We start from the raw sequence: 19,960 nt of genomic DNA, 5'->3' as shown, positions 1-19,960 counted from the left end.
CAGTGTTACTCGAAGGACGAGAGCGTGCGGCGGGCCCTGGGCAGAGGGTTGCGGGCCCGACGCACGGCCCCTCTCTCAATTCAGTTGTCCTGACTTCGGGTTCGAGCTCGTCAGCGCGACCAGTCGTGGCCCCAGTAGCTGTCCGCGGTGATTTCCTCCGCGGTGTAGGTGGATTCGTCCACCAGCAGCCCCTCGGTGCCGAATTCCAGATCCCAGCCGCCCGGGGTGCGGACGTAGAAGGAGATCATCTTGTCGTTGGTGTGCCTGCCCAGCGTGGAGGACAGGTGGTAGCCGGCCTTGCCGACCCGGTCCAGTGCGCGGCCCACGTCGTCGAGCGCGTCGACCTCGACCATGATGTGCACCAGCCCGGAGCCTTCCTTGCCGCCGGAGGGGATCAGCGCAAGACTGTGGTGCCGCTGGTTGACGCCGAGGAACCGCACCCGCATCGGGCCGTATTCCGGCGGGGTCGGCAGCCGGAACGCGCCGCGCGGCAGGAAGCCGAGTACCTCGGTGTAGAAGCGGAACGCGACGTCCAGGTCCGGCACCGGCAGCACGACGTGGCCGAGGCCGAGTCCCTCGGTGACGAAACGGTTTCCGTGCTGGGTGACGACCGGGCTGTGGTCGAGCACCGGGCCGTGGAACACCTCGACGGGCGTCCCCGCGGGGTCGGCGAAGGCGATCGCCTCCTCGACCCGGCGCGCGTCGGCCTCCTCGACGGAGAGCGTGGCAACCTCGATTCCCGCCGCGCGCACCGCGTCTCGCGCGGCGGCCAGCGCACGGTGGTCGCGGACCTCCCAGCCCACCGCGAGCACCTTGTCGGTATCGCCGGGCACCAGCACCAAGCGGGCGCCGCGCTCGTCCATGCGCAGGTAGATCGCGTCCGGGTCGGGACCGCTGCCCTCCGCGAAACCCATCACGTCGAAGGCGAAGGTGCGCCAGGCATGCGGATCGCTGACCGCGACCTTCACATAACCGAGCGAGCTGATGACAGCCATGGGGTGGTTCTCCTCAGTCATAGGTGATCCGGACCGTGTCGGTGACCGGAATCGCCTGGCAGGCAAGCACATAGCCGTCGGCCAGGTCGTCTTTCTCCAATACGTCGTTGCGCAGCAGCTTCACCTCGCCGTCGCTCAGGCGGCACACGCACGCGCTGCACGCGCCCTCGCGACACGAGTACGGCGCCTCGATACCGCGGGCCAGCAGCACGTCGAGCAGCACCGTCTCGCGCGGCCAGCCCAGTTCGTGAGTTTCGCCGTCGATATCGACGGTGACGGCCGCCGCGTCCTCGTGCCCGGCGTCGGCCGCGGGTACGGGCGCGAACGGGTCGCCGGTGAGAGACAGGAACCGCTCCGAGTGCACCCGGTCGACGCCGAGCCCGGCGGCGGCCGACTCGACCGCATCCATGAAAGGCTCCGGCCCGCAGACGAACACGGCGCGATCGGCCCACGGCGCCAACAGCGACTCCAGCTGCCGCGCGGAGGGCAGGCCCTGCACGGTCTCCAGCCAGTGCACCACCGTGAGACGGTCCGGGTGGGCCGCCGCGAGCTGAGCCAATTCGGCCGCGAAGATCACCGAGCCCTCGTCCCGGTTGGCGTAGACCAGGGTGCAGCGCCCGCGTCCCTGCGCCAGCGCCGATTTCGCGATGGACAACACCGGCGTGATCCCGCTGCCTGCCGCGAGCAGCAGTAGATCGTCGTCGAGCGAGGCCGGGGTGAACACCCCCGCCGGGGGCAGGCTTTCGAACTCCATACCCTCGGTGGCGTTGTCGCACAACCAGTTCGAGGCATAGCCGGATGCCGTCCGCTTCACGGTCACCTTCAGCGGACCGTCTTCGTGCGGTGCGCTCGACAGCGAGTACGAGCGCGCCACCGACCCGGTACGGTCGCTGGGGATTCGCAGGGTGAGGAACTGGCCGGGCCGATACGCGGGGCGTTCACCCTCGGCGACCAGTTCCAGCGACACCGCGTCGGGGGTCTCGGCGATCACGCGCGCGACGCGCAACCGGATGCTCACGACTCCACCTCGCCGGCGCTCGGTTCCGCCGTGAGCAGAGCTGCTGCGTACTTGGTTCGCTCGCTCACAACAGATCCTGCTCTCGGGTACTGAGACCCAGCGCGCCCGCGATGACCGCGTTGTCGATGCTGCGGCGTAGCGCGGCACACCCCGGCATGGGCCCGCCGCCGTTGCCGCGCAGCTCCGCGCAGCGTCCCGCCGCGGCGGCGGTCCACTGCACGCTCGTGTGCGCGGGGCTGAATTTGACGACGGCGACCCGGTTTCCGCAGGCCTGACAGATGACGGCGTCCATGCTGCTGCGCTCAGGCCTCGCTGCTCGCGCGCTGCGCGGCGAGATTCTCGGCGACCTCGGCCTCCCACGCGCTGATCGCGCGGGTGGTGTCGACCTCGAATTCGAAACGGTCGGTCATCTTCTCGTCCACCTCGGCGACGTCCCGGTAGAACTGCTCGTACCAGCGACGCAGCTGGTACACCGGCCCGTCCTCTTCGCACAGCAGCGGGTTGTCGATGCGGGTCTTGCGCTTCCAGATCGCCACGTCCTGCTCGAAGCCGCGGCCGAGCCCGCCCGCGAACCGCACCGCCATCGCGTCGGCCTCCTCGGGCGCGAGACCAGGCAGCTTCTTGACGATCGCGCCGTACTGGAGCACGAACTTGGTCGGGGTCACCGGGTAGTGGCAGTTGATCAGCACCGCTTCCACCGTCTGGCCGTTGGACTCGTTGACCAGGTTGTCGATCATGTAGGAGGGGCCGAAGTAGTGCGCCTCGGAGTGCAGCACGTTCTTGCCGCCCGCTTCCTTGGCCAGCTCGCCCTGCATGTCCTCGCGACCGATGGAGGTCATGTACTGGCTGGCGACGTGGCCCTCGAAGACGTTCTTGAAATAGGTCGGGAACGCGAAATGCACGTAGAAGAAGTGCGCCATGTCGACCACGTTGTCGATGACCTCGCGGCAGTTCGCGCCGTCGATGACGATCTGGTTCCAGGTCCAGTCGCTCCACTCGTCGCTGAACGCGCCCTCGATGCGGGGGATCGTGACGTCCTCCGGCGGCGGGTTGCCCTCGGGGTCGTGCCAGACGAACAACTGCCGGTTCTGTTCGAGAGTGGTCCACGCCTTGGTGCGGGCCAGCGGCGGCACTCGGCGCGCATACGGGATCGCCGCACAGCGGCCGCTGCCCTTCCAGCGCCAGTCGTGGAAGGGGCAGGCGATGGTGTCGCCCTTGATGGTGCCGTCGCCGAGGTTGCCGCCCATGTGCCTGCAGTAGGCGTCGAGGACGTTGAGCGTGCCGTCCGTGCCCGCGAAGACCACCAGTTCGGTGCCGAACGCGGTGATGGTGTGCGGCTTGCCGTCGCGGAAGCTGTCGGCGAGGCCGAGGCAGTGCCAGCCGCGCGCGTAGCGGGCGGGCGGGGCGCCGGTGTCGATCACGCGCACCTGATCGTCGGTGTTCGCCGTGCTCATGATGTCGGGTCCTCCAGAGGTATTTCGCTCAGGCCTATGTCGTTCCGGGCTATTTCGATGCTGTGACGGCGCTCGCTGCGCCGGTAGGCGTGGTCCCACTGATCGGGAGCCGCTCAGACCACCGCCAGCCGCTCGTAGCCGGACCGGTAGAACAGCAGCGGCGCGGCCTCGCGCTGCTCGCTCAGCTCGGTGACGTGCGCGACGACGATGGTGTGGTCGCCGCCGTCGACCTCTCGCTCGAGGGTGCAGTCGATCCAGGCGATGGAGCCCTCGAGCAGCGGCGAGCCGTTGGGGGAGCGGCGCCAGCGCAGGTCGGCGAACTTGTCCTGGCCGCTGCGGCCCAGCTGCCTGCACACGTCTTCCTGATCGTCGGCCAGGATGTTGACGCAGAATCGGCCCACCTCGCGGATGCGCGGCCAGGTGGTGGACGTGCGGGCCGGGAAGAGTGCGACAGCGGGCGGGCTCAGCGACAGCGCGGAGAACGACTGGCAGGCGAAGCCGAGCGGCTGATCGCCTTCGAGCGCCGTGATCGCGGTGATGCCGGTGCAGAATCGGCCCAGGACGGCCTTGAAGTCGAGATCGACGGCCATGGTGCTCCTAGTTTCGACTAGAAATATTCCGTTTCGTCATGACCGTAGGCGGCGGGGTGTCGGAGGTGTCAAGCACGGGTTCCGGCTACCGAGAAAGATCCGTACCGATCTCCGTAGTTTCCGGGATTCAGGCTCGACGCGGGCGCGGCACTGTGATGGGAGACACAAACACATGTGCCGAAATTGCACATGCCTAATCGAAATACTTCTAAGCTTTGAGTCGCTACACAATGGAGGTGAGCCATGACGGTCGAGATGCTGACCCATCCCGAGTCCGGCGAGTGGACGGGTACGGGTCGTGCGACCGCCAAGCCGGCCCAGCCGCCGGTGTCGATGATCGAACGAATGACGCTGATCCTAGATGCGTTCGACGGCGCGACACCGACTTTGACCCTGCTAGGTCTCGCCGAACGCACCGGGCTGCCCCGCTCCACGGTGCACCGCATCCTGGATCAGATGATCCGGCTGCGCTGGCTCGCGCACGCTCCCGGCGGCTACCGCCTCGGCATGCGCACCCTGGAGCTGGGCGGACTCGCCGCCGACCACAACGAGATTCGCGATGTGGTGAGCCCGCTGCTGCACGATCTGTGTCAGCGCACCGGGATGGTCGGACACCTCGGCGTGCTCGACGGGCGCGAGGTGCTCTATCTCGACAAGGCGGGTGGACGCCTGGCCGCGACCATCCCGACCCGGCTCGGCGGCCGCATGCCCGCGCACAGCACGGCATTGGGCAAGGCGCTGCTCGCGACGCTGGAACCCAGCATCGTCGAAGCGTCGTTCCGTGACCGGCTGCCCCAGCTGACCGCCCGGACCGTTTGCGACAGAGGCGAACTGCACCGGGAGCTGAACCGGATCCGGCACCGCCAGGGCGTCGCCGTCGACAACGAGGAATCGGTCAGCGGCATCGCGTGCGTGGCCGTGCCGGTGCGCGGGCGCGGCGCCGCGGTGGCCGCGCTGTCGCTGTCCGGGCAGGTCAGCGGTGAGCGACCCGCGCTGGACACCGCCCGGCTGGCGCGCGTTCTCGTCGAGGTCGCCCACGAGGCGGGCCGGGCGCTGTTCCCGCGGCACGCGCGCTGGCGCTGAGATGTTCGGCGCCGGGCAATTCGATCCCGGCGGCGCTGTGACCGTTGGGCCCGGCGACCCTAGTACTGCGACGGCAACCGGAACTACCGGTTGCCGCAACGTCTAGCCTTCCTCCGGCGGCGGTGGATAGTGGTCGAAGAAGGTGGCTGAAACAGGCGACAAATCCAAGTCCCTGCGCGCCGAGCCGATGAATTTGCCGAAGGCATCGTGAACCGGAGTTCGTGCCACCCGCCAGTCATCGATGGAGGCCACACGCTTCTCTGCCACCGCCAACTCGAGGGCAGCAAAGGCTTTGCCAACGGAGGTCGTCGCTTCGACCACCGCGGGCGATCCGTGAAGCCAGACTCCTGCAACCGCACTCGGCCACTCGGACCAGATCTCTCGTCGATCGATCCAGATCACCCCACGTGCGGACCGTGCCGCGATCCGGCCCGATCCGTTGGGGACCAGCAGAATTCGATCCGCTCCCGGCCGCGGCCGACACGATCCTCGCCTGCGACGCCAGACCTGCGGCCGTATCGGGTCTACGCACTCAACCCTCCAACTCGGCGCGTTCGGACTCGGTCGACACGATCTCCGCGACCCGGGACCCAGGCTCGGCGCCAGCACCCACCACAACCGATGCCGAATCAACGACTCGACAAACGAGGCCAGCTCCACCGCTGCCTCCAGTCCGGTCAGTGCTACTACGAACAGATCGCGTGAGTCAGCCAAAGCCGGGGTAGCAGTTGCTCTATGGTTGGACAGCCCTTCTGCGATGTAACCTCGGAATTTGGTCGATCGTCGGCATCGTAGGTTCGTGCTACGGTCATGTCCTTCACGGAAGTGTTTCACTACTGGTCAGGAGGGGGACAGTGTCCGAAGAATTCAAGGTAGAGCCGGACGACCTGGACGAGTTCGCACTACAATGAAAGACCTATCTGCCCAAGCGGGCAGGGCGAAAGAATGTGTCAGCAGCTATCGGAATATTAACGCTGAGCAAGGTCGAATTCACGTGAGTGCAAACGGATTGGTCGACGAAATATTCGGTGAGCGTCGGCAACGGGGCTGGCTGGAATGATGGCTCGATACCCGGATGTGGATGTGGTTCCTGTCGCAGTCCCCGTGGTCACCGCAACTCGGCCTCTGTCGAAGGGGTGGCGAGATTCGGGCATTCGATTCGAGGTGGAGCTTTGCGAGCCCCTGCCGGATGTATGCAGCAGGCATGGCCTCCCCGCGATCGGTCGCCGGTCCGAAGTGGTTCTTTTTCACGAGGGCACCCGCGGGCGGGAACAGCTCACGCCGAACTCGACGTTTCGCACCTTGGCTTACAAGATGTTCAGCTTGGGGCCCAACCGTCTCGAGATCAACACCTGTCTCCGTGGTGAATGGCCGGTGTGCCACCGTTGCCTCCGGTCGTCTCGCAGGTGTCGGAGGATTGCTCGAAGTATTGTCATTGTCGGGTTGCTTTGTGTCGCAGGATTGGTAATAGCCAGAATTCTGGGCCTGACGAGCGCTGTTATGGTTTCCTTGGCAGTCGTGGTATTTCCGGGCTGGATTCCTGCAGGTCTTTTGGTCGCTTCCATGCTCCATCGTCGGGCAAATACCTTCATTTGGTTTCGTCCGATAGTGGCTGAGGATACTGTTGTTGTCGAGGCGCACCCGGGATTTGCCGCCGCGATGGCCGGCTCGACCAATGGTGGTATCGCCTAGAACTCCACAGCGGCAGTTCGAGATGTTGTGCCCGCCTTCGCTGGTAGTGGGCCTGTTCGGCGCGGTGTTGACGTCTTCGTTGCTCAGATCGACCAGCGCCGCCTGAGATTCGGCCCGGATCGGGCGGCCCGCACAGGCTGGGACCGGTCGGCCCTCCTGCCGCCGACCAGCCGAGCTCAGGTCGTATCTTTCAAGCGGGTAGGGCGTCGCCGATGGTGGTCTCGAAGAGGCCGCGGAGGGTGTTGGCCGTGAATTCGTCCAGCGGATAGAACAATTCGATCGCCAGCTCCGAGAGGGTGACGTCGGAGGGTGCGCCGAAGGTGACCATTGTGGTGAAGATTCGTAGCTCACCCCTTTGGGTGCGAATGCGCAGGGGAACCGCGAACGGACTCGGTGGCATTGCGGCCGTTTCCGATTCGGTCTTCGGTGGCACCGGGTACTGGGAGACCTCCTCGTACAGGTTGCGCAGGATCGGGTCGTCTGTGGCTTGGACCTGACGAAACAGGTTTTCCAGGAGGAAGTCTCGGACTTCGCGGTGATTGACCAGGTGCGTGGAAGCGGACGCACTGGCCGGGTGCAGGGCGAGGCGGTACATATTCCGTGGCTCGGCCAGCAGATGTTCGGGGATCTCGTCCTCGAGCAGACTCATCGCGCGGTTGGTGGCGACCACATTCCAGTAGCGGTCCACCGCCACCGCGGGATACGGCTCGTGCGCGGCCAGTATGGTGTCCAAGGCTGCTCGCGCGGCTGCCAGTTCCACATCGTCGAGACTGCTCTCCCGGTACTCCGGCGCGAACCCACCCGCCAACAGCACCGTATTACGTTCTCGCAGAGGCACTGCCATGACTTCGCAGAGTTTCAACACCATGGCCCGGCTGGGTTGGGACTTGCCGGTCTCGACGCAGGAGAGATGCCGCGCGGAGCTGTCGGCGGCCAGTGCCAGATCGAGCTGACTCAATCGCCGCCGCTGCCGCCACTCGCGGAGGAGTGCGCCCACCGGGGAGTGCTGTGCCGATCGCGTCATTCGCGCAGGATATCCAAGCGCCGATCAAGTCCTCCATGACCTCCGAGGTCATTGAGACCATGATCGACCGCTGGCAGCGTTGCCGTCATGACGACAACGACAGTTCCGGTCCTCGACACCGGTCACGATTTACTTCGCGCAGTCCTTCGCGTGGATGGTTGGAGCACAGGCGCATTCGGCGCGATCCTGCTGGCGGTCGCGCCGGGCCTGCGCGAACCCCTGGGCCTGCCGACCACCTGGTCGATCCCATTCGGTGTCGCCATGCTGGGCGGCGCGGCCGCCTTGCTGCTCCTCGCGGGATATCCGGAGATCCCGGCGCCCCTGGCGGTCACGGTAGTGACGGTCAACGCCCTGTCTGCGGTCGGAATGGTGCTGCTCACCTTCACCGATCTGCTGCCACTGACCGGCTGGGGCATTGTCTTCCTGCACATCGGAGCCTCGTTCGTCGCGATCTTCGCCACCCTCGAATATGTCGGCCTGCGCCGCGCCGATAGGTGAAACATGACCAACGACATGGCAGCCCCGGAGACCGCGCTGCGCGAACTCCTGCGGGCGCAGATGGCCGCATGGGCGGCCGGTAGCGGGAAAGCATTCGCCGCGACCTTCACCGACGACGCCGACTTCGTTTCGGTGATCGGCGAATTCATCCGGGGCCGTGAAGAACTTACGATCGAGATGCAGAAGGGCTTCGACGGCTTCATGAAGGGCACCCACATGTCCGAACCGCACACCCTGATCATCCGATTCCCCACGCCCGATACGGCGGTCATGATCACCCAGGGCCTGCGCCCGAGCCCACCCGGCGTGCAACCTGGTCGCGATGAGCAGTCCATCCAGACTCGAGTGGCGGTGCGCGCCAACGGAACCTGGTTGTTCACCACTTTTCAGAACACGTGGGTCTCCCAATTCCCAGCCTGACCTCGCCAGAACTCGGCGAAATACACGCGACTGGACCGAGGCCATGTCTCCCAATAGCCTCAGCCATTCAACGAGTTCCGCCGGACCAAGAGGATGTGTCGATGTCGTCTCCGATGCCGGGGGTCGTGGCCTGGGCAGTGATCGGCTACGTCTCGGTTCTCCTGGCGGTTCGGTTCTGGCTCGTCGGCGGCGCTGTTGTCGATCGGCTCGTGAACCACATGGGCCTGTGGAGCATCGCGGCCCTGCTGATGTACCGGTGCGCGTCGTCGCCGACCCTCGATGACCCGGCGAATCAGCTTGCCCTGGGCTGCGTTCTGATGACCACCACATACCTGTACGTCATCGGTCGGCTGGTCAGCGCCGATGCCGAGCCGGATACCGTAAGGCGCCACCAGCGCACCGCCACTCTGCTCGCCTTGGCCGCGACGGCCTCGGTAGTCCTGACCGCGGCATCGGCCCGATACTCGGGACGATCGGTCGACCTGCGCCTCATACGGGATGCACTGGGCATCGGTTGCGCCTTCGCCATACCATTCACCTACAACACGGTCGTGTTCACTCGCAGATGCCTGGGCACACTTCGCGATGCCGAGACGCCGCCCGCGGCGCGGATCGTAGGCATCGGCCTGATCGGCAGCAATGCCGTTCTCTGGGGTGCGCTGGCACTCTCACTTTCCCAGCCGGCCACTGGATGGCTCGAGGGACCACAACTGTCGCTGGTTCAGGCTGCGTTCGCCCTGTGGGTCGCGATCGATTCGACACTGCTCGCGATACCGCTGGTCGGGGAGCTGGTGCAGCGCGCGGGTATGGATCGCGCCACCAGAACCTGCCGTCGACTGTTGCCGCTGTGGCGTGATCTCACCGCGGCGGTCCCGGAGATCGTCATGCCCGTCGATGTACGGCACGGCTCGGATCCAGCCACCCGTCTACTGCGGATGACCGTGGAGATCCGCGACGCAATGCTCCACCTAGGCGCTTACCTCCCGGCCGAAACCGGCGCAACGCAACGCAATACCGTGCGAGAGCCGAAATCGGACCGGGGGCTTGCCGACTACGCCCACCGGCTGATGCGGGCGGCGCAGGCCAGGAAGACGGGTCTACCGCCCACCCGTGCCGGAGCAGCACCGCCATTGCCCGTGGTCGCGCATGATTTCGACGCCGAGCTCGCGCACCTGATCGCTCTGGCCCGCATCTGGCCGCGGGCCAAGGCCGCGGTGGAATGAGCCGATCGCGCGGTGGATCGGACGCTGCCAGCCCGGACTGCAAATGCAGTCCGCCCCAGGCGACGAGATCATGTCGCCGTCCAGCGCCGGGCCGGGGCTCATGCTGTTCCGCAGGGTGCCGATCAATCCCCTGCTCGTGCAGGATTCGGGTCACATATCGCGAAACAGCGAGAGCCCCCACGCGGAGTTTCGTTCCTTCGGTTCCACCTGGGTCAAGCCGAGCAACATGCCAAGCCCCTGGAAGGCACGCTCGCCGACCACCCGGCGGAGCGCTTCTGGATCGCCGGTGAAGCTTCCCGTGCGGAAGTTCGAGAACGTGCCTCCGACTTCATACTCCTCCTTTCGGCACTCCCAGCAGTGATTCCCGATGAGGCCAACCTTGGCTTTCGTCGTCCCGTACACCCCGGAGATCCCCGCTTCGTAGAAGCCGTAGACGACGCCCCGCATCGTTGCGTTCCCCTGAATCTCGAGATTGCCCTCGAGGTACAGATGCCTGCACTCGACCGAGCCGGTCACGATGAGGCTGGCGGTCTCATCGGTGGCGACCGAGCCCGTCGCCGACAGGTTCCCCAATACGATGAGCGCGCCGTCGTAGATGCCGAGATCACCGTCGATCCTCAAGTCACCACGGTGCACCTTGGTGTCGTCATCGAGGCAAGAGCGAATGTCCTCGTCGAGGATCTTCTCCAGATCCGCCTCCGTCGCCTGCTCCACACGCCCGGTCTCGCTCAACGATTCGATCGACTCGTCCGCCACCGCCACTCCTCTCACGCAAATGCGTTGAAGACACTATCGCCTCCACCCCTGAGGCCAGCAGTTCCTCGCCCCGGCCGCCGGATGACTTGCCCGGCAACAGATTCCAACCCGCAAGCTCACCGGCGCGCCAGCGTTTACCAGCGCGTGCACCTGCGGCTGCGCCACCTCCCAACGCGCCCGCAACCGCGGCCGCCCGCGCGAGCCGGCCCGCCACCCGCACCCTCAGCGTGTTGTGCATCGACGCTGTGATTCGTCACACGCGGCATCGGCGACGAACTCGCCGCCTGTCAGCGCGCCGACGTCGTCCTCATCGACCGCACCATCCCCGACTCGGGCGTGCCGTTGGGCGACAAACAAGCTCTGCGATACCAACCTCGAATTCCGTGCTTGCGTAGACACCACGGCGAAAAGTTCCGCGGCGCCTCGACATCCGCACGACAACCTGACCTTCGACGGTCACGAACAGGCGATGGTTGAAGCAATGGCGCTCATCGTCAGGGGGCGGACGAGTGCCGACGACGAGTATTGATCAGTGAGCCAACCGCTGAGCCGGGCACGAAAGGCCGTGTGGAAGAGGTAGCTGAGATGACCAGATCCGGATCAGTGCGGGATGGAATCGATGAGCGCGCGAGCACCCTGGCGGAGCAGGTCGGCGCCGACGAAGAAGCCGAGCGCCTTCGGGTCCTCCGGCACCCCCCAGTGTTTGGCGTCCAGCCATCGGCTGCCGTCGCTGTCGAAGACCTTGCCGTGCAAGGTGAGTCGTCCCGCGGCGTCGGTGGTGGCGTACCCGGCGATGGGAGAGTTGCAGTGGCCCTGGAGGGCGTGCAGCATGGCGCGTTCGGCATCGGCATGCCGGTGCGTCTCCGGGTGGTCCAGTTCGCCGCCGACGTCCAGCAGCCACGCGTCGTCGGCGCGGCACTCCAGCGCGATGACGCCCGCGCCGACCGGTGGGCACATGGTGTCCAGGTCGAGGGTCTCGGTGATCCGGTGTTCCTGGCCGACCCGATGCAGCCCGGCCACCGCCGCGATGAGCACGTCGACGTGCCCCTCCTCGAGCCGCGCCAGCCGGGTGTTCACGTTGCCCCGCAACGGTTTCACGGTCAAATGCGGGAAATGCAGCTTCAGCTGCGCCGTCCGGCGCACCGAACTGGTGCCGACCACGGTGCCCTCCGGCAGCTCCGCCAGCGGCGCGCCGCTCGCGGTGATCACCGCGTCGTGCACGTCCTCGCGGGCCAGGAATCCGGCGAAGGCCAAGCCTTCCGGCACCGGGATGTCGCCGGGGATATCCTTGAGGCAGTGCACCGCGAGGTCGGCCTGGTCGGTCTGGAGCGCGAGGTCGATCTCCTTGACGAACGCCCCCTTGCCGCCGAGTTTCGACAGATCCCCCATCCAGCGGTCGCCCGCGGTGGTCACCTTCACCAGCTCGCTGTCCACCCCCAGCCCGGCGAGTAGCGCCGCCACGTGCTCGGCCTGCGCGAGCGCCATGGGGCTGGATCGGGTAGCGATGCGAATGATGCGCGTCCGCGACATGGGCAGCACACTACTCCCGGGGTTGTCGCCCCGTCACCGAGGGCAAGGAGAGAAGAGTATGGGCTGGAATGCCGCCGGATTGCTGGTGGAGGGGGAGATCGGCTCCGACGTGCTGGCAGCGCTGCCGGGCGCGCCGTTGGCATCGGGCGAAACAGGTTCGGGCGACGAGGTTTTCAGCAGCAGCTTTGCGGCCGATTACGCGGTCGCGACGGTCGGCGGCTGGACCGTGCTCGCCGATCCGTGGATCAGCGCGCTCTACGACGAGACGCTGACGCCGCGCCTGGCCGAAGGACGACGGGTGCTGACGTTCATCCTGAACGGAGCGACCGACACCTACGGCATCGGCTGGTACGTCGACGGCGCGGTTGTGCGCGACGTGCTCGTCGTCGAAGGGGAAACGGTTGCCGAGGAAGGGGTTCCGCTGCCCGAAGAGGACGGGATCGGGTTCGGCGCCGAGGACGACGTCTTCGCTCTGACCGCGCGGCTCACCGCGGTGGATTTCGGAACCATCGCCGAGGCGGAGTATCGCTACCTGAGCAATAGCGCGCCGGAGTGACACAGGGCGGGGCCGGTCGGTGACCGGCCCCGCCACGAGCGTCGGCATCAGTAGGCGGTGCCGCCGGTCGCCGGTGTGCGGCCGTGTCGCATGATCAGCGCGATGAGCAGGGCGAGCGCCGCGGCGCCCGCCGCGACCCAGAAGCCCAGTTCGTAGCCGCGGTCGCCGAAGATGTCGGGGATCGGGCTGGGCGGCGCGGGCTGACCGGCGACGGTGACCAGCGCCCGCATCGGGCTGGCGTTCAGGAACGCGGTGACGATCGCCAGGCCGATCGCCACGCCCATGGACTGCATGACCCCGAGCATGCCCAGGCTGATGCCCTGTTGTTCCTGCGGGACGGCCTCGACCATGAGGATCGGCATGGCCGCGTAGTAGAACCCGAAGCCGATGCCGAACGCGGCGCTCACCCAGAGGAAGGTCACCCAGGTGTGCGGGAGCACGGCGTAGCAGACCCCCGCGCCGACGAACAGCGCGAGCGCGGTGATCAGCGGCAGCCGGGCGCCGATCCGGCGGGCCAGCGCGCCGGCCAGCGCGCCGCACAGCATCGCGAGCACGGCTTGCAGCAGCGCGATGCGCACCGCGAATTCCAAAAGGGTGTAACCGTTTCCGTAGGTGTAGCCCGGATCGAGGGTCACCTGCACCGCCTCGGGCGGGAGCGGCTGCCCGGTCTGCTGCTGGATCTGCGCCAGCGTGGCCTGCTGTACGCCCGCGGTGACGGTGGCCTGGTCGGGCGTCTGCGTCATGTAGCCGAGCGCGTAGGACTGCACGCCGATCAGGAACGACGCGAACAGCGCGCCCGCGAGCACCAGCGCCACCCTCGGGTGGAACAGCAGGCGCATGTCCATGATCGGCCTGCTGACCCGGTTCTCGATCACCACGAACAGCATCAGCAGCACGAGACCCGCGGCCAGCCAGCCCAGCGTCGTCGGCCTGCTCCAGCCCCAGTCCTGGCCCTTGTCCAGGTAGATCAGGGTGAGCCCGGCGCCAGCGGACAGCAGCACCGCGCCGAGGACGTCGATGCGTTCGGGCACGCGCAGCTTCGACTCCGGCACCACGAAGTAGACCAGCGGCAGCATCAGCAGCGTGAACCCGGCGAGGCACCAGAAGATCGCGCGCCAGCTGTAGTTGTCGACCAGGAAACCGCCGAGCAGCGGACCCGCGATGGCGGAGAGGCCGAGACCCGTCGCGGTGATGCCGAGGCCGATCGGAACGTACTTGCGCGGCATCAGATCCCGGATCAAGCCGTAGGCGATCACGGCGGTCGCGATGGCGGTCGCCTGGAGGCCGCGCCCGATCAGGAACAGCGCCCAGCTCGAGGTGATCGCGTCTAGCGCGCAACCGAGCATGAACAGCACGCCGCAGACGAGGAACATCCGCTTCTTGCCCCAGACGTCGCTCATCTTGCCGATCAGCGGCGAGGCGGCCGCGCCGACGAGGCCGAAAACGATGATCGCCCAGTTGATGTTCGCCCCGACGCCGGGAAAGGTCGGCGCGATCTTCTGCAGCGCGGCGGCCACGATCGTGTACTGCATCGGGGCGACCTCGGTGAACAGCACGATGACCGCCAGCACGGCGAAGATCCTGCCGCGCGGCGCGCCGTCGAGTCGTCCGGTGTTGTCGGCGGATTCGGATACGACGCCCGGACTTTCGGTGGTCTCGGGGTCGCGGGGAATGGTGGACATGGATCGCCCTCCGATGCTCTGGTGATACGTGTTGTGAAACCTGTCACACCGGACCCGGATCGATGCCGCGTGAATCCCACTCAACGGGATTTCTCACCTGTCATATGCCTAGGCGATATAGTCCTAGCGTGACCGATGCCAAGTCTGTTCCCGTGGACGCCGGGGTGCCCGACCTGCCGACGACGAGCTGGGCGGTGCTCGGAATGCTCTCGCACGCCGAGGAATTGTCCGGCTACGATCTCAAGAAATGGGCCGACTGGAGCCTCCAGTTCTTCTACTGGAGCCCGTCGTTCAGTCAGATCTACGCCGAACTCAAGCGGCTCGAGAAGCACGGCTACGCCACCTCGCGCACCGTGCTGCAGGACGACGGCGTGCGCGGCAAGCGGATGTACTCCATCACCGAGGCAGGGCGCGCGGCGGCTGCGCAGTGGGTCAACCACGCCCCGGTGGAGGCGCCCGTCCTCAAGCACAGCGTGATGCTGCGGGCCTGGCTCGGCCACCTCGCCGAACCGGACCGGCTGCGCGAGATCCTCACCGAGCACATCGGCTACGCCGAGCGGATGCGCAAGCTCGCCGAGGTGGACGCCGAGGGCGCCGAGGAGAACCCGGACTGGGCCTACCCCGGCGCGGTGCTGCGCTGGTGCGTGCGCCACTACGAGGCCGAGCGGGACTTCGCGCGGGAGCTGCTGGCCGATGTCGACAAGCTCGCCGAGGGCGGGCGCCCCAAGCGTGCCGCCAAGGGCAAGGGGCGCCGCGCGTCCTGATCGCGGCCCGCTGAGCGGGACTGCCGCTTCCTATATCGATTAGGGATATTTCTACTAGTCATATAGGAGGAGGTGGTCATGCGTACCGAATTCGCAGGACAGCGGACATTGGATCCGGTCGAGACGGCGATCGCGGCGATCGCCGCGGGCGGGATGGCGGTCGTCGTGGACGACGAGGACCGCGAGAACGAGGGTGATCTGATCCTCGCCGCCGAACTGGCGACCACGGAGTCCATCGCGTTCCTGGTCCGCCACACCAGCGGCGTGCTGTGCGCCCCGATGGCGGGACCCGACCTGGATCGCCTGCTGCTGCCGCCCATGACCGCGGTCAACGAGGATCCGAAAGGCACCGCGTACACCGTGTCGGTCGACGCGGCGCACGGCGTCGCCACCGGCATCTCGGCCGCCGACCGCGCCCACACGCTGCGCACGCTCGCCGACCCGCGCACCGAGGCGCATGAACTCACCCGCCCCGGTCACGTCTTCCCGTTGCGCGCCCACCCGAGCGGCGTGCTCGGCAGGCCGGGGCACACCGAGGCGGCGGTGGACCTCGCCCGCCTCGCCGGACTGCGCCCGGCCGGGGTGATCGCGGAGGTCGTACGCGACGACGGCGCCATGGCCAGGCTGCCGAAACTGCGGGAGTTCGCGCGCGCTCACGGACTGCCGATCATCTCGATCGCCGATCTGATCGAGTACCGCCGCCGGATCGAGCGGACGGTGACCCGGGTGGTGCAGACCAGGATGCCGACCAAGTACGGCGAGTTCCGCCTCGTCGGCTACCGCGACGAGCTCACCGGAACCGAGGCGCTCGCCATGGTTTTCGGCGACCCCGGCCGGGACGCCGTGCTGGCGCGGTTGCATTCGGAATGCCTAACCGGCGACGCGCTCGGCTCGCTGCGCTGCGACTGCGGCGACCAGCTCGACGCCGCACTGCACGCGGTCGCCGCCGAGGGCAGCGGCGTGGTGGTGTATCTGCGCGGCCAGGAGGGGCGCGGCATCGGACTGCTGAACAAGCTGCGCGCCTACGAGCTCCAGGACCTCGGCGCCGACACGGTCGAGGCCAACGTGGCGCTCGGGCTGCCGGTGGACGCGCGCCGCTACACCGCGGGCGCGCAGGTGCTCGCCGATCTCGGCGTTCGCTCGGTGCGCCTGTTGAGCAACAACCCGGCCAAACAGGCCGGGCTAGAGGAACACGGCATCGCGGTGGTGCGCAGGGTGCCGTTGCAATCGACCCCGACCGAGCACAACATCCGATATCTGCGCGCCAAGCGCGATCGGATGGACCACCAGCTGTCCGAGATGGACGCGGAGCTGGAGCGGGCCAGCTCCTAGGGGGCGCTGTCGGGCCGATTTCGTCGACAGCTCGTCGCGCGGCCGGAGCGGACGCGGAGGTACGCCCGAGGGGCATCGGATCTTTTCCGGTTCCGCGGTCCCGCCCCCGCGTGAATCCTGGCTATTTGCTTGTGGTTTGCCCTGGTTCGAGCCTTGCACACTGAAGAATTTCCGTTCGGGCCGCGCGGTATGAATTCTGCTGGTTTCCTTGTCGAGTCAGGATCGACAGTCCGCGAGCGGGGCGAGCTGGAAGCCGGGGACGGCCGTGCATCGAATACCGATACGGCAGCGTAATTTTCGGATGGGCTGGGTGTGGTCGGTCGTCGGCACGGTGATCGCGGTGGTCGGCGTCGCGGTGTGGGCGACGCGGCCCGAAGCGGTCACGTGCGAGCCGGCAACGGATGGCGGCGTGCAGACCCTCCCGACGTGGTCGCCTGCGACCGGAGGCAGTTCCGGTGTGCCCGCGCGACATTGGCCGCCGCTGCCGCCGATGCCGGGTGAAGCGCGGTACTACTCGTCCAAGTCGACAGTCGCGTGCTCGTTCGAGGACCTCCCCGCCGACGGACTCTACGCCGGGCTGTCCACCGCGGAGTTCGGCCGGGCCGACCTGTGCGGCGGCCACCTCGACGTCCGCGGTCCGCACGGAGCGGTACGCGTGCTCGTCGCCGATCGTTGCCCGGGATGCGCTCCGGGGCAGCTGGATCTGAGCATCGCCGCGTTCGACCGGATCGCCGACCGCGCCGACGGCGTCGCGCAGATCAGCTATCGGCTGGTGCGGGATCCCGAGCCCGCCCCCGAACTCGGCTACGCGGTGAAACCGGATTCGACGAGAGGGTGGCTGTCCCTGCTGATCACCGGCACCGGCAACCCGATCCGCCAGGTCGCGCTGCGCGACGAGGCGGGCGAGCAGTGGCGCGAGCTGACGCGCGGCATGGACAACTACTGGACTCTCGTCGGGGCCGGAACGGGACCGTTCATCGCGCGGATCACCGACGCGTACGGGCACGAAGCCGAGATCATCGGGGTGACAATCGATTCCGGCGAACGTCAGACCGGCGTGCGGCTCTACTCGGCCGCCGCCGACCCCGCGCCGATCGTCGTGCCCGTCACCTCGCCGATGCGCGCCCAGAATTCGATCGCCGCCCCGTCGCTCTGCGTTCGCTAGCACGAAGCCCCGCGAACGCCACATCGCCGCGGAATTGTCCGGCCGTTGGCCTGGCCGGGTGAGAGCGAGTGGACTTCGCCGCGATCGCGGCATCGTCTGGGAGATCGGACGTCCAGCCGGTGCCGAGCCGCTCGTTTCTGGCTCGGTGCGACGATGGACGCGCGACGTGGCCGGTCCGGCCGGGGGAGTAGCCGGGAGTGCGCCCGCCGCGGCGAGATCGTGTCAGACTGGTCCGAGCCCGTCACATCGCGAAGAGGTGATTCGGAGTGAACCGATGATCGCGTGGCGTGTCCGCCGCCCCGGCCCGATCGACGACGGGCCGATCGATCTGGTGCGCGAACCCGCGCCCGAGCCGGGCGCGGGAGAACTGCTGGTGCGCGTGCTCGCCTGCGGGGTGTGTCGCACGGATCTGCATGTGGCCGAGGCCGACCTCCCGGTGCATCGGGTCGGTGTGACGCCCGGCCACGAAGTGGTGGGTGAAGTCGTCGCGCTGGGTCCCGAGGTGACGGCGTCGGCCGGGCGGGCGTTCGCGCCGGGCGACCGGGTCGGCATCGCCTGGCTGCGCCACACCTGCGGAACCTGCCGCTACTGCCTGCGCGGCGCCGAGAACCTCTGCCCGGAGTCGCGCTACACCGGCTGGGACGCCGACGGCGGTTACGCCGAGTTCGCCACCGTCCCCGCCGATTTCGCGCACCACTTGCCCTCCGGGTACCACGACGCCGAGACCGCGCCGCTGCTGTGCGCGGGCATCATCGGCTACCGCGCGCTGCAACGCGCCTCCCTTCCCGAGGGCGGGCGGCTCGGCATCTACGGCTTCGGCGGCAGCGCGCACATCGCGGCACAGGTCGCACTGGCTCGCGGCGCCGAAGTGCACGTCATGACCCGCGATCCGGCCGCTCGCGAGCTGGCCCGCGAGCTCGGCGCCGCCTCGGTGCAGGGCGCCGCGGAACCGCCACCGGCGCCGTTGGATTCGGCGATTCTGTTCGCGCCCGTCGGCGAGCTGGTACTGCCCGCGCTGGAGGCGCTGGACCGCGGCGGCGTGCTCGCGATCGCCGGGATCCACCTGAGCGACATCCCGGCCTTGAACTATCAGCGACACCTGTTCCAGGAGCGGGAAATTCGCTCGGTCACGGCGAACACTCGCGCCGATGCGCGGGAGTTCCTGGCCCTGGCCGAAAAACACCGGATAACCGTGACGACGCAGGGGTACTCCCTGGACAGGGCGGATCGGGCGCTCGCCGACCTGGCGCACGGGCGGTTCACGGGCGCAGCGGTTCTCGTCCCGTAGCGTCCTCGCCGCGCCGGGCAACCCACTCGCACAACGATTGTGCGATGACTCGGTCTCGCTTGGATTGAGTTGCTTGACGCAACTCACTGCCGTTCTTACCTTCGCGGATATAGCCGAGTGATTGTCACTGACAACCATCACTCGGTGTTCTCACAACGGCGTGAGTGGGTGATCATCATGGCGAACCGGAAGGTAAATCTGTTCCGAAAGAGGCCTCTGGCAAGGGCATTCGCAGTGCTATTGCTCGTAGCGGGGGTCGGAGCGGCGACAAGTCTCGGCACACCGGCGTCAGCCGACGCGTGTGCGGCAGTGGACGTGGTCGTGGCCCGAGGTACCGGGGAACCGGGGTGGTTGGGGAGTGTGGTCGGCGATCCGCTGTACGGCACACTGCTCCAAACGCTTCCGGTCGACTCCACCGCGTATCCGGTGAACTACCCGGCGGACCTGCTCGTTCCATCCTCGGTGAGCGATGGCACGCGGGACATGACCGCGCACATCATGGCCCAGGCGGCGATGTGCCCGGATCAGCGGTTCATTCTGGTCGGTTACTCGCAGGGCGCGGTCGTCACGCACGGCGTGCTCGGCACCGGCATCGTGACCGTGCTGCCCGGCATGTACGTCCTGCCGTACGAGCTGGAATCGAGGATCGCCGCGGTGCTGCTGTTCGGCGATCCGGTCCGCCTGATCGGATGGAACGTGCCGGGGCTGTACGCCTGGCGCACCGCCAACTACTGCACCGGCGGTGACCCGGTGTGCGGCGGCGGTTTCGATCCGGCGGCGCACGGCAACTACGGTTGGGCGATGTGGCCCGCCGCGGACTTCGCGGCCGCCCACGTCTGAGCACCGGCCGGGAAATCCGGGACGTCGGGGGGGGGGGAGACGAACGGGAC

General features: G+C 67.5%; 21 protein-coding genes. 11 read left to right on the top strand and 10 right to left on the bottom strand.

Features of this window, described 5'->3' with window-relative positions; all coding sequences use genetic code 11:
- Positions 1–110: 110 nt before the first annotated feature.
- From AC3EO7_RS05885 to AC3EO7_RS05865, 5 genes are all read right to left on the bottom strand, one after another.
- The gene (locus AC3EO7_RS05885; protein WP_431972578.1) at positions 111–995 is read right to left on the bottom strand and encodes a VOC family protein; all 885 of its coding nucleotides are present in this window, start codon (positions 993–995) and stop codon (positions 111–113) included.
- 13 nt (positions 996–1,008) lie between these two features.
- Complete coding sequence (locus AC3EO7_RS05880) at positions 1,009–2,013, bottom strand: 2Fe-2S iron-sulfur cluster-binding protein (RefSeq protein WP_431972577.1); 1,005 nt, start codon at positions 2,011–2,013, stop codon at positions 1,009–1,011.
- A gap of 64 nt (positions 2,014–2,077) precedes the next feature.
- The gene (locus AC3EO7_RS05875; protein ID WP_431972576.1) at positions 2,078–2,305 is read right to left on the bottom strand and encodes a hypothetical protein; all 228 of its coding nucleotides are present in this window, start codon (positions 2,303–2,305) and stop codon (positions 2,078–2,080) included.
- Between the two features lie 10 nt (positions 2,306–2,315).
- Entirely contained in the window at positions 2,316–3,467 is a 1,152-nt protein-coding gene (locus AC3EO7_RS05870) for a 3-ketosteroid-9-alpha-monooxygenase, oxygenase component (RefSeq protein ID WP_435590627.1), read from the bottom strand.
- Positions 3,468–3,580: 113 nt separating this feature from the next.
- Positions 3,581–4,057 carry a flavin reductase family protein gene (locus AC3EO7_RS05865; RefSeq protein WP_431972574.1) on the bottom strand — a complete coding sequence of 159 codons (477 nt, stop codon included), beginning with the start codon at positions 4,055–4,057 and terminating at the stop codon, positions 3,581–3,583.
- 243 nt (positions 4,058–4,300) lie between these two features.
- Here AC3EO7_RS05865 and AC3EO7_RS05860 point away from each other — a divergent pair, with 243 nt between their 5' ends.
- On the top strand, positions 4,301–5,140 hold the full coding sequence (locus AC3EO7_RS05860) for an IclR family transcriptional regulator (RefSeq protein ID WP_431972573.1): 840 nt from the start codon (positions 4,301–4,303) through the stop codon (positions 5,138–5,140).
- Between the two features lie 102 nt (positions 5,141–5,242).
- Here the strand turns inward: AC3EO7_RS05860 and AC3EO7_RS05855 are convergent, their stop codons facing one another.
- Complete coding sequence (locus tag AC3EO7_RS05855; protein WP_431972572.1) at positions 5,243–5,461, bottom strand: hypothetical protein; 219 nt, start codon at positions 5,459–5,461, stop codon at positions 5,243–5,245.
- Positions 5,462–6,640: 1,179 nt separating this feature from the next.
- Between AC3EO7_RS05855 and AC3EO7_RS05850 the strand changes: the two genes are divergently transcribed.
- Positions 6,641–6,832 carry a hypothetical protein gene (locus AC3EO7_RS05850; protein WP_431972571.1) on the top strand — a complete coding sequence of 64 codons (192 nt, stop codon included), beginning with the start codon at positions 6,641–6,643 and terminating at the stop codon, positions 6,830–6,832.
- 190 nt (positions 6,833–7,022) lie between these two features.
- Here the strand turns inward: AC3EO7_RS05850 and AC3EO7_RS05845 are convergent, their stop codons facing one another.
- Positions 7,023–7,856, bottom strand: a complete 834-nt coding sequence (locus AC3EO7_RS05845; RefSeq protein WP_435590626.1) for a helix-turn-helix domain-containing protein — start codon at positions 7,854–7,856, stop codon at positions 7,023–7,025.
- Positions 7,857–7,943: 87 nt separating this feature from the next.
- Here AC3EO7_RS05845 and AC3EO7_RS05840 point away from each other — a divergent pair, with 87 nt between their 5' ends.
- The 3 genes from AC3EO7_RS05840 (at position 7,944) to AC3EO7_RS05830 (ending at position 9,997) form a co-directional block, all read left to right on the top strand.
- Entirely contained in the window at positions 7,944–8,354 is a 411-nt protein-coding gene (locus AC3EO7_RS05840) for a hypothetical protein (RefSeq protein WP_431972569.1), read from the top strand.
- Between the two features lie 3 nt (positions 8,355–8,357).
- A complete protein-coding gene (locus AC3EO7_RS05835) occupies positions 8,358–8,774 on the top strand; it encodes an SgcJ/EcaC family oxidoreductase (RefSeq protein ID WP_431972568.1) in 417 nt (138 codons plus the stop codon).
- 101 nt (positions 8,775–8,875) lie between these two features.
- Entirely contained in the window at positions 8,876–9,997 is a 1,122-nt protein-coding gene (locus AC3EO7_RS05830; RefSeq protein WP_435590625.1) for an MAB_1171c family putative transporter, read from the top strand.
- A gap of 150 nt (positions 9,998–10,147) precedes the next feature.
- On the opposite strand, the gene AC3EO7_RS05825 is transcribed toward AC3EO7_RS05830, so the two are convergent.
- Complete coding sequence (locus AC3EO7_RS05825; protein WP_435590624.1) at positions 10,148–10,753, bottom strand: bactofilin family protein; 606 nt, start codon at positions 10,751–10,753, stop codon at positions 10,148–10,150.
- Between the two features lie 600 nt (positions 10,754–11,353).
- Positions 11,354–12,283, bottom strand: coding sequence for a hydroxymethylbilane synthase (gene hemC, locus AC3EO7_RS05820; protein ID WP_431972565.1), 930 nt, complete (start codon positions 12,281–12,283; stop codon positions 11,354–11,356).
- Between the two features lie 58 nt (positions 12,284–12,341).
- Between hemC and AC3EO7_RS05815 the strand changes: the two genes are divergently transcribed.
- On the top strand, positions 12,342–12,839 hold the full coding sequence (locus tag AC3EO7_RS05815) for a hypothetical protein (protein WP_431972564.1): 498 nt from the start codon (positions 12,342–12,344) through the stop codon (positions 12,837–12,839).
- Between the two features lie 47 nt (positions 12,840–12,886).
- On the opposite strand, the gene AC3EO7_RS05810 is transcribed toward AC3EO7_RS05815, so the two are convergent.
- Positions 12,887–14,521: an MFS transporter gene (locus AC3EO7_RS05810; RefSeq protein WP_435590623.1), complete on the bottom strand. Its 1,635-nt coding sequence runs from the start codon at positions 14,519–14,521 to the stop codon at positions 12,887–12,889.
- Between the two features lie 128 nt (positions 14,522–14,649).
- Here AC3EO7_RS05810 and AC3EO7_RS05805 point away from each other — a divergent pair, with 128 nt between their 5' ends.
- The 5 genes from AC3EO7_RS05805 to AC3EO7_RS05785 all read left to right on the top strand — a co-directional run bounded on the left by AC3EO7_RS05805 (position 14,650) and on the right by AC3EO7_RS05785 (position 19,910).
- A complete protein-coding gene (locus AC3EO7_RS05805) occupies positions 14,650–15,285 on the top strand; it encodes a PadR family transcriptional regulator (RefSeq protein WP_431972562.1) in 636 nt (211 codons plus the stop codon).
- 78 nt (positions 15,286–15,363) lie between these two features.
- Complete coding sequence (locus AC3EO7_RS05800; RefSeq protein WP_435590622.1) at positions 15,364–16,617, top strand: bifunctional 3,4-dihydroxy-2-butanone-4-phosphate synthase/GTP cyclohydrolase II; 1,254 nt, start codon at positions 15,364–15,366, stop codon at positions 16,615–16,617.
- A gap of 301 nt (positions 16,618–16,918) precedes the next feature.
- The gene (locus AC3EO7_RS05795; RefSeq protein WP_431970424.1) at positions 16,919–17,782 is read left to right on the top strand and encodes an expansin EXLX1 family cellulose-binding protein; all 864 of its coding nucleotides are present in this window, start codon (positions 16,919–16,921) and stop codon (positions 17,780–17,782) included.
- 274 nt (positions 17,783–18,056) lie between these two features.
- Positions 18,057–19,070 (top strand): zinc-binding alcohol dehydrogenase family protein, encoded by a 1,014-nt coding sequence (locus AC3EO7_RS05790; protein WP_431970422.1) that lies wholly within the window; start codon positions 18,057–18,059, stop codon positions 19,068–19,070.
- A 234-nt stretch (positions 19,071–19,304) separates the two neighbouring features.
- On the top strand, positions 19,305–19,910 hold the full coding sequence (locus AC3EO7_RS05785; protein ID WP_435590621.1) for a cutinase family protein: 606 nt from the start codon (positions 19,305–19,307) through the stop codon (positions 19,908–19,910).
- The last annotated feature ends 50 nt before the right edge of the window (positions 19,911–19,960 follow it).

Source organism: Nocardia sp. bgisy118 (genome assembly GCF_057708605.1).
This window is presented reverse-complemented; position numbering and strand designations above follow the sequence as displayed.

Coding starts and splice junctions, on each gene's coding strand:
- AC3EO7_RS05885 (WP_431972578.1), bottom strand. CDS start 995: ATGGCTGTCATCAGCTCGCTCGGTTATGTGAAGGTCGCGGTCAGCGAT.
- AC3EO7_RS05875 (WP_431972576.1), bottom strand. CDS start 2,305: ATGGACGCCGTCATCTGTCAGGCCTGCGGAAACCGGGTCGCCGTCGTC.
- AC3EO7_RS05870 (WP_435590627.1), bottom strand. CDS start 3,467: ATGAGCACGGCGAACACCGACGATCAGGTGCGCGTGATCGACACCGGC.
- AC3EO7_RS05865 (WP_431972574.1), bottom strand. CDS start 4,057: ATGGCCGTCGATCTCGACTTCAAGGCCGTCCTGGGCCGATTCTGCACC.
- AC3EO7_RS05860 (WP_431972573.1), top strand. CDS start 4,301: ATGACGGTCGAGATGCTGACCCATCCCGAGTCCGGCGAGTGGACGGGT.
- AC3EO7_RS05850 (WP_431972571.1), top strand. CDS start 6,641: ATGGTTTCCTTGGCAGTCGTGGTATTTCCGGGCTGGATTCCTGCAGGT.
- AC3EO7_RS05845 (WP_435590626.1), bottom strand. CDS start 7,856: ATGACGCGATCGGCACAGCACTCCCCGGTGGGCGCACTCCTCCGCGAG.
- AC3EO7_RS05840 (WP_431972569.1), top strand. CDS start 7,944: ATGACGACAACGACAGTTCCGGTCCTCGACACCGGTCACGATTTACTT.
- AC3EO7_RS05835 (WP_431972568.1), top strand. CDS start 8,358: ATGACCAACGACATGGCAGCCCCGGAGACCGCGCTGCGCGAACTCCTG.
- AC3EO7_RS05830 (WP_435590625.1), top strand. CDS start 8,876: ATGTCGTCTCCGATGCCGGGGGTCGTGGCCTGGGCAGTGATCGGCTAC.
- hemC (WP_431972565.1), bottom strand. CDS start 12,283: ATGTCGCGGACGCGCATCATTCGCATCGCTACCCGATCCAGCCCCATG.
- AC3EO7_RS05815 (WP_431972564.1), top strand. CDS start 12,342: ATGGGCTGGAATGCCGCCGGATTGCTGGTGGAGGGGGAGATCGGCTCC.
- AC3EO7_RS05810 (WP_435590623.1), bottom strand. CDS start 14,521: ATGTCCACCATTCCCCGCGACCCCGAGACCACCGAAAGTCCGGGCGTC.
- AC3EO7_RS05800 (WP_435590622.1), top strand. CDS start 15,364: ATGCGTACCGAATTCGCAGGACAGCGGACATTGGATCCGGTCGAGACG.
- AC3EO7_RS05795 (WP_431970424.1), top strand. CDS start 16,919: ATGGGCTGGGTGTGGTCGGTCGTCGGCACGGTGATCGCGGTGGTCGGC.
- AC3EO7_RS05790 (WP_431970422.1), top strand. CDS start 18,057: ATGATCGCGTGGCGTGTCCGCCGCCCCGGCCCGATCGACGACGGGCCG.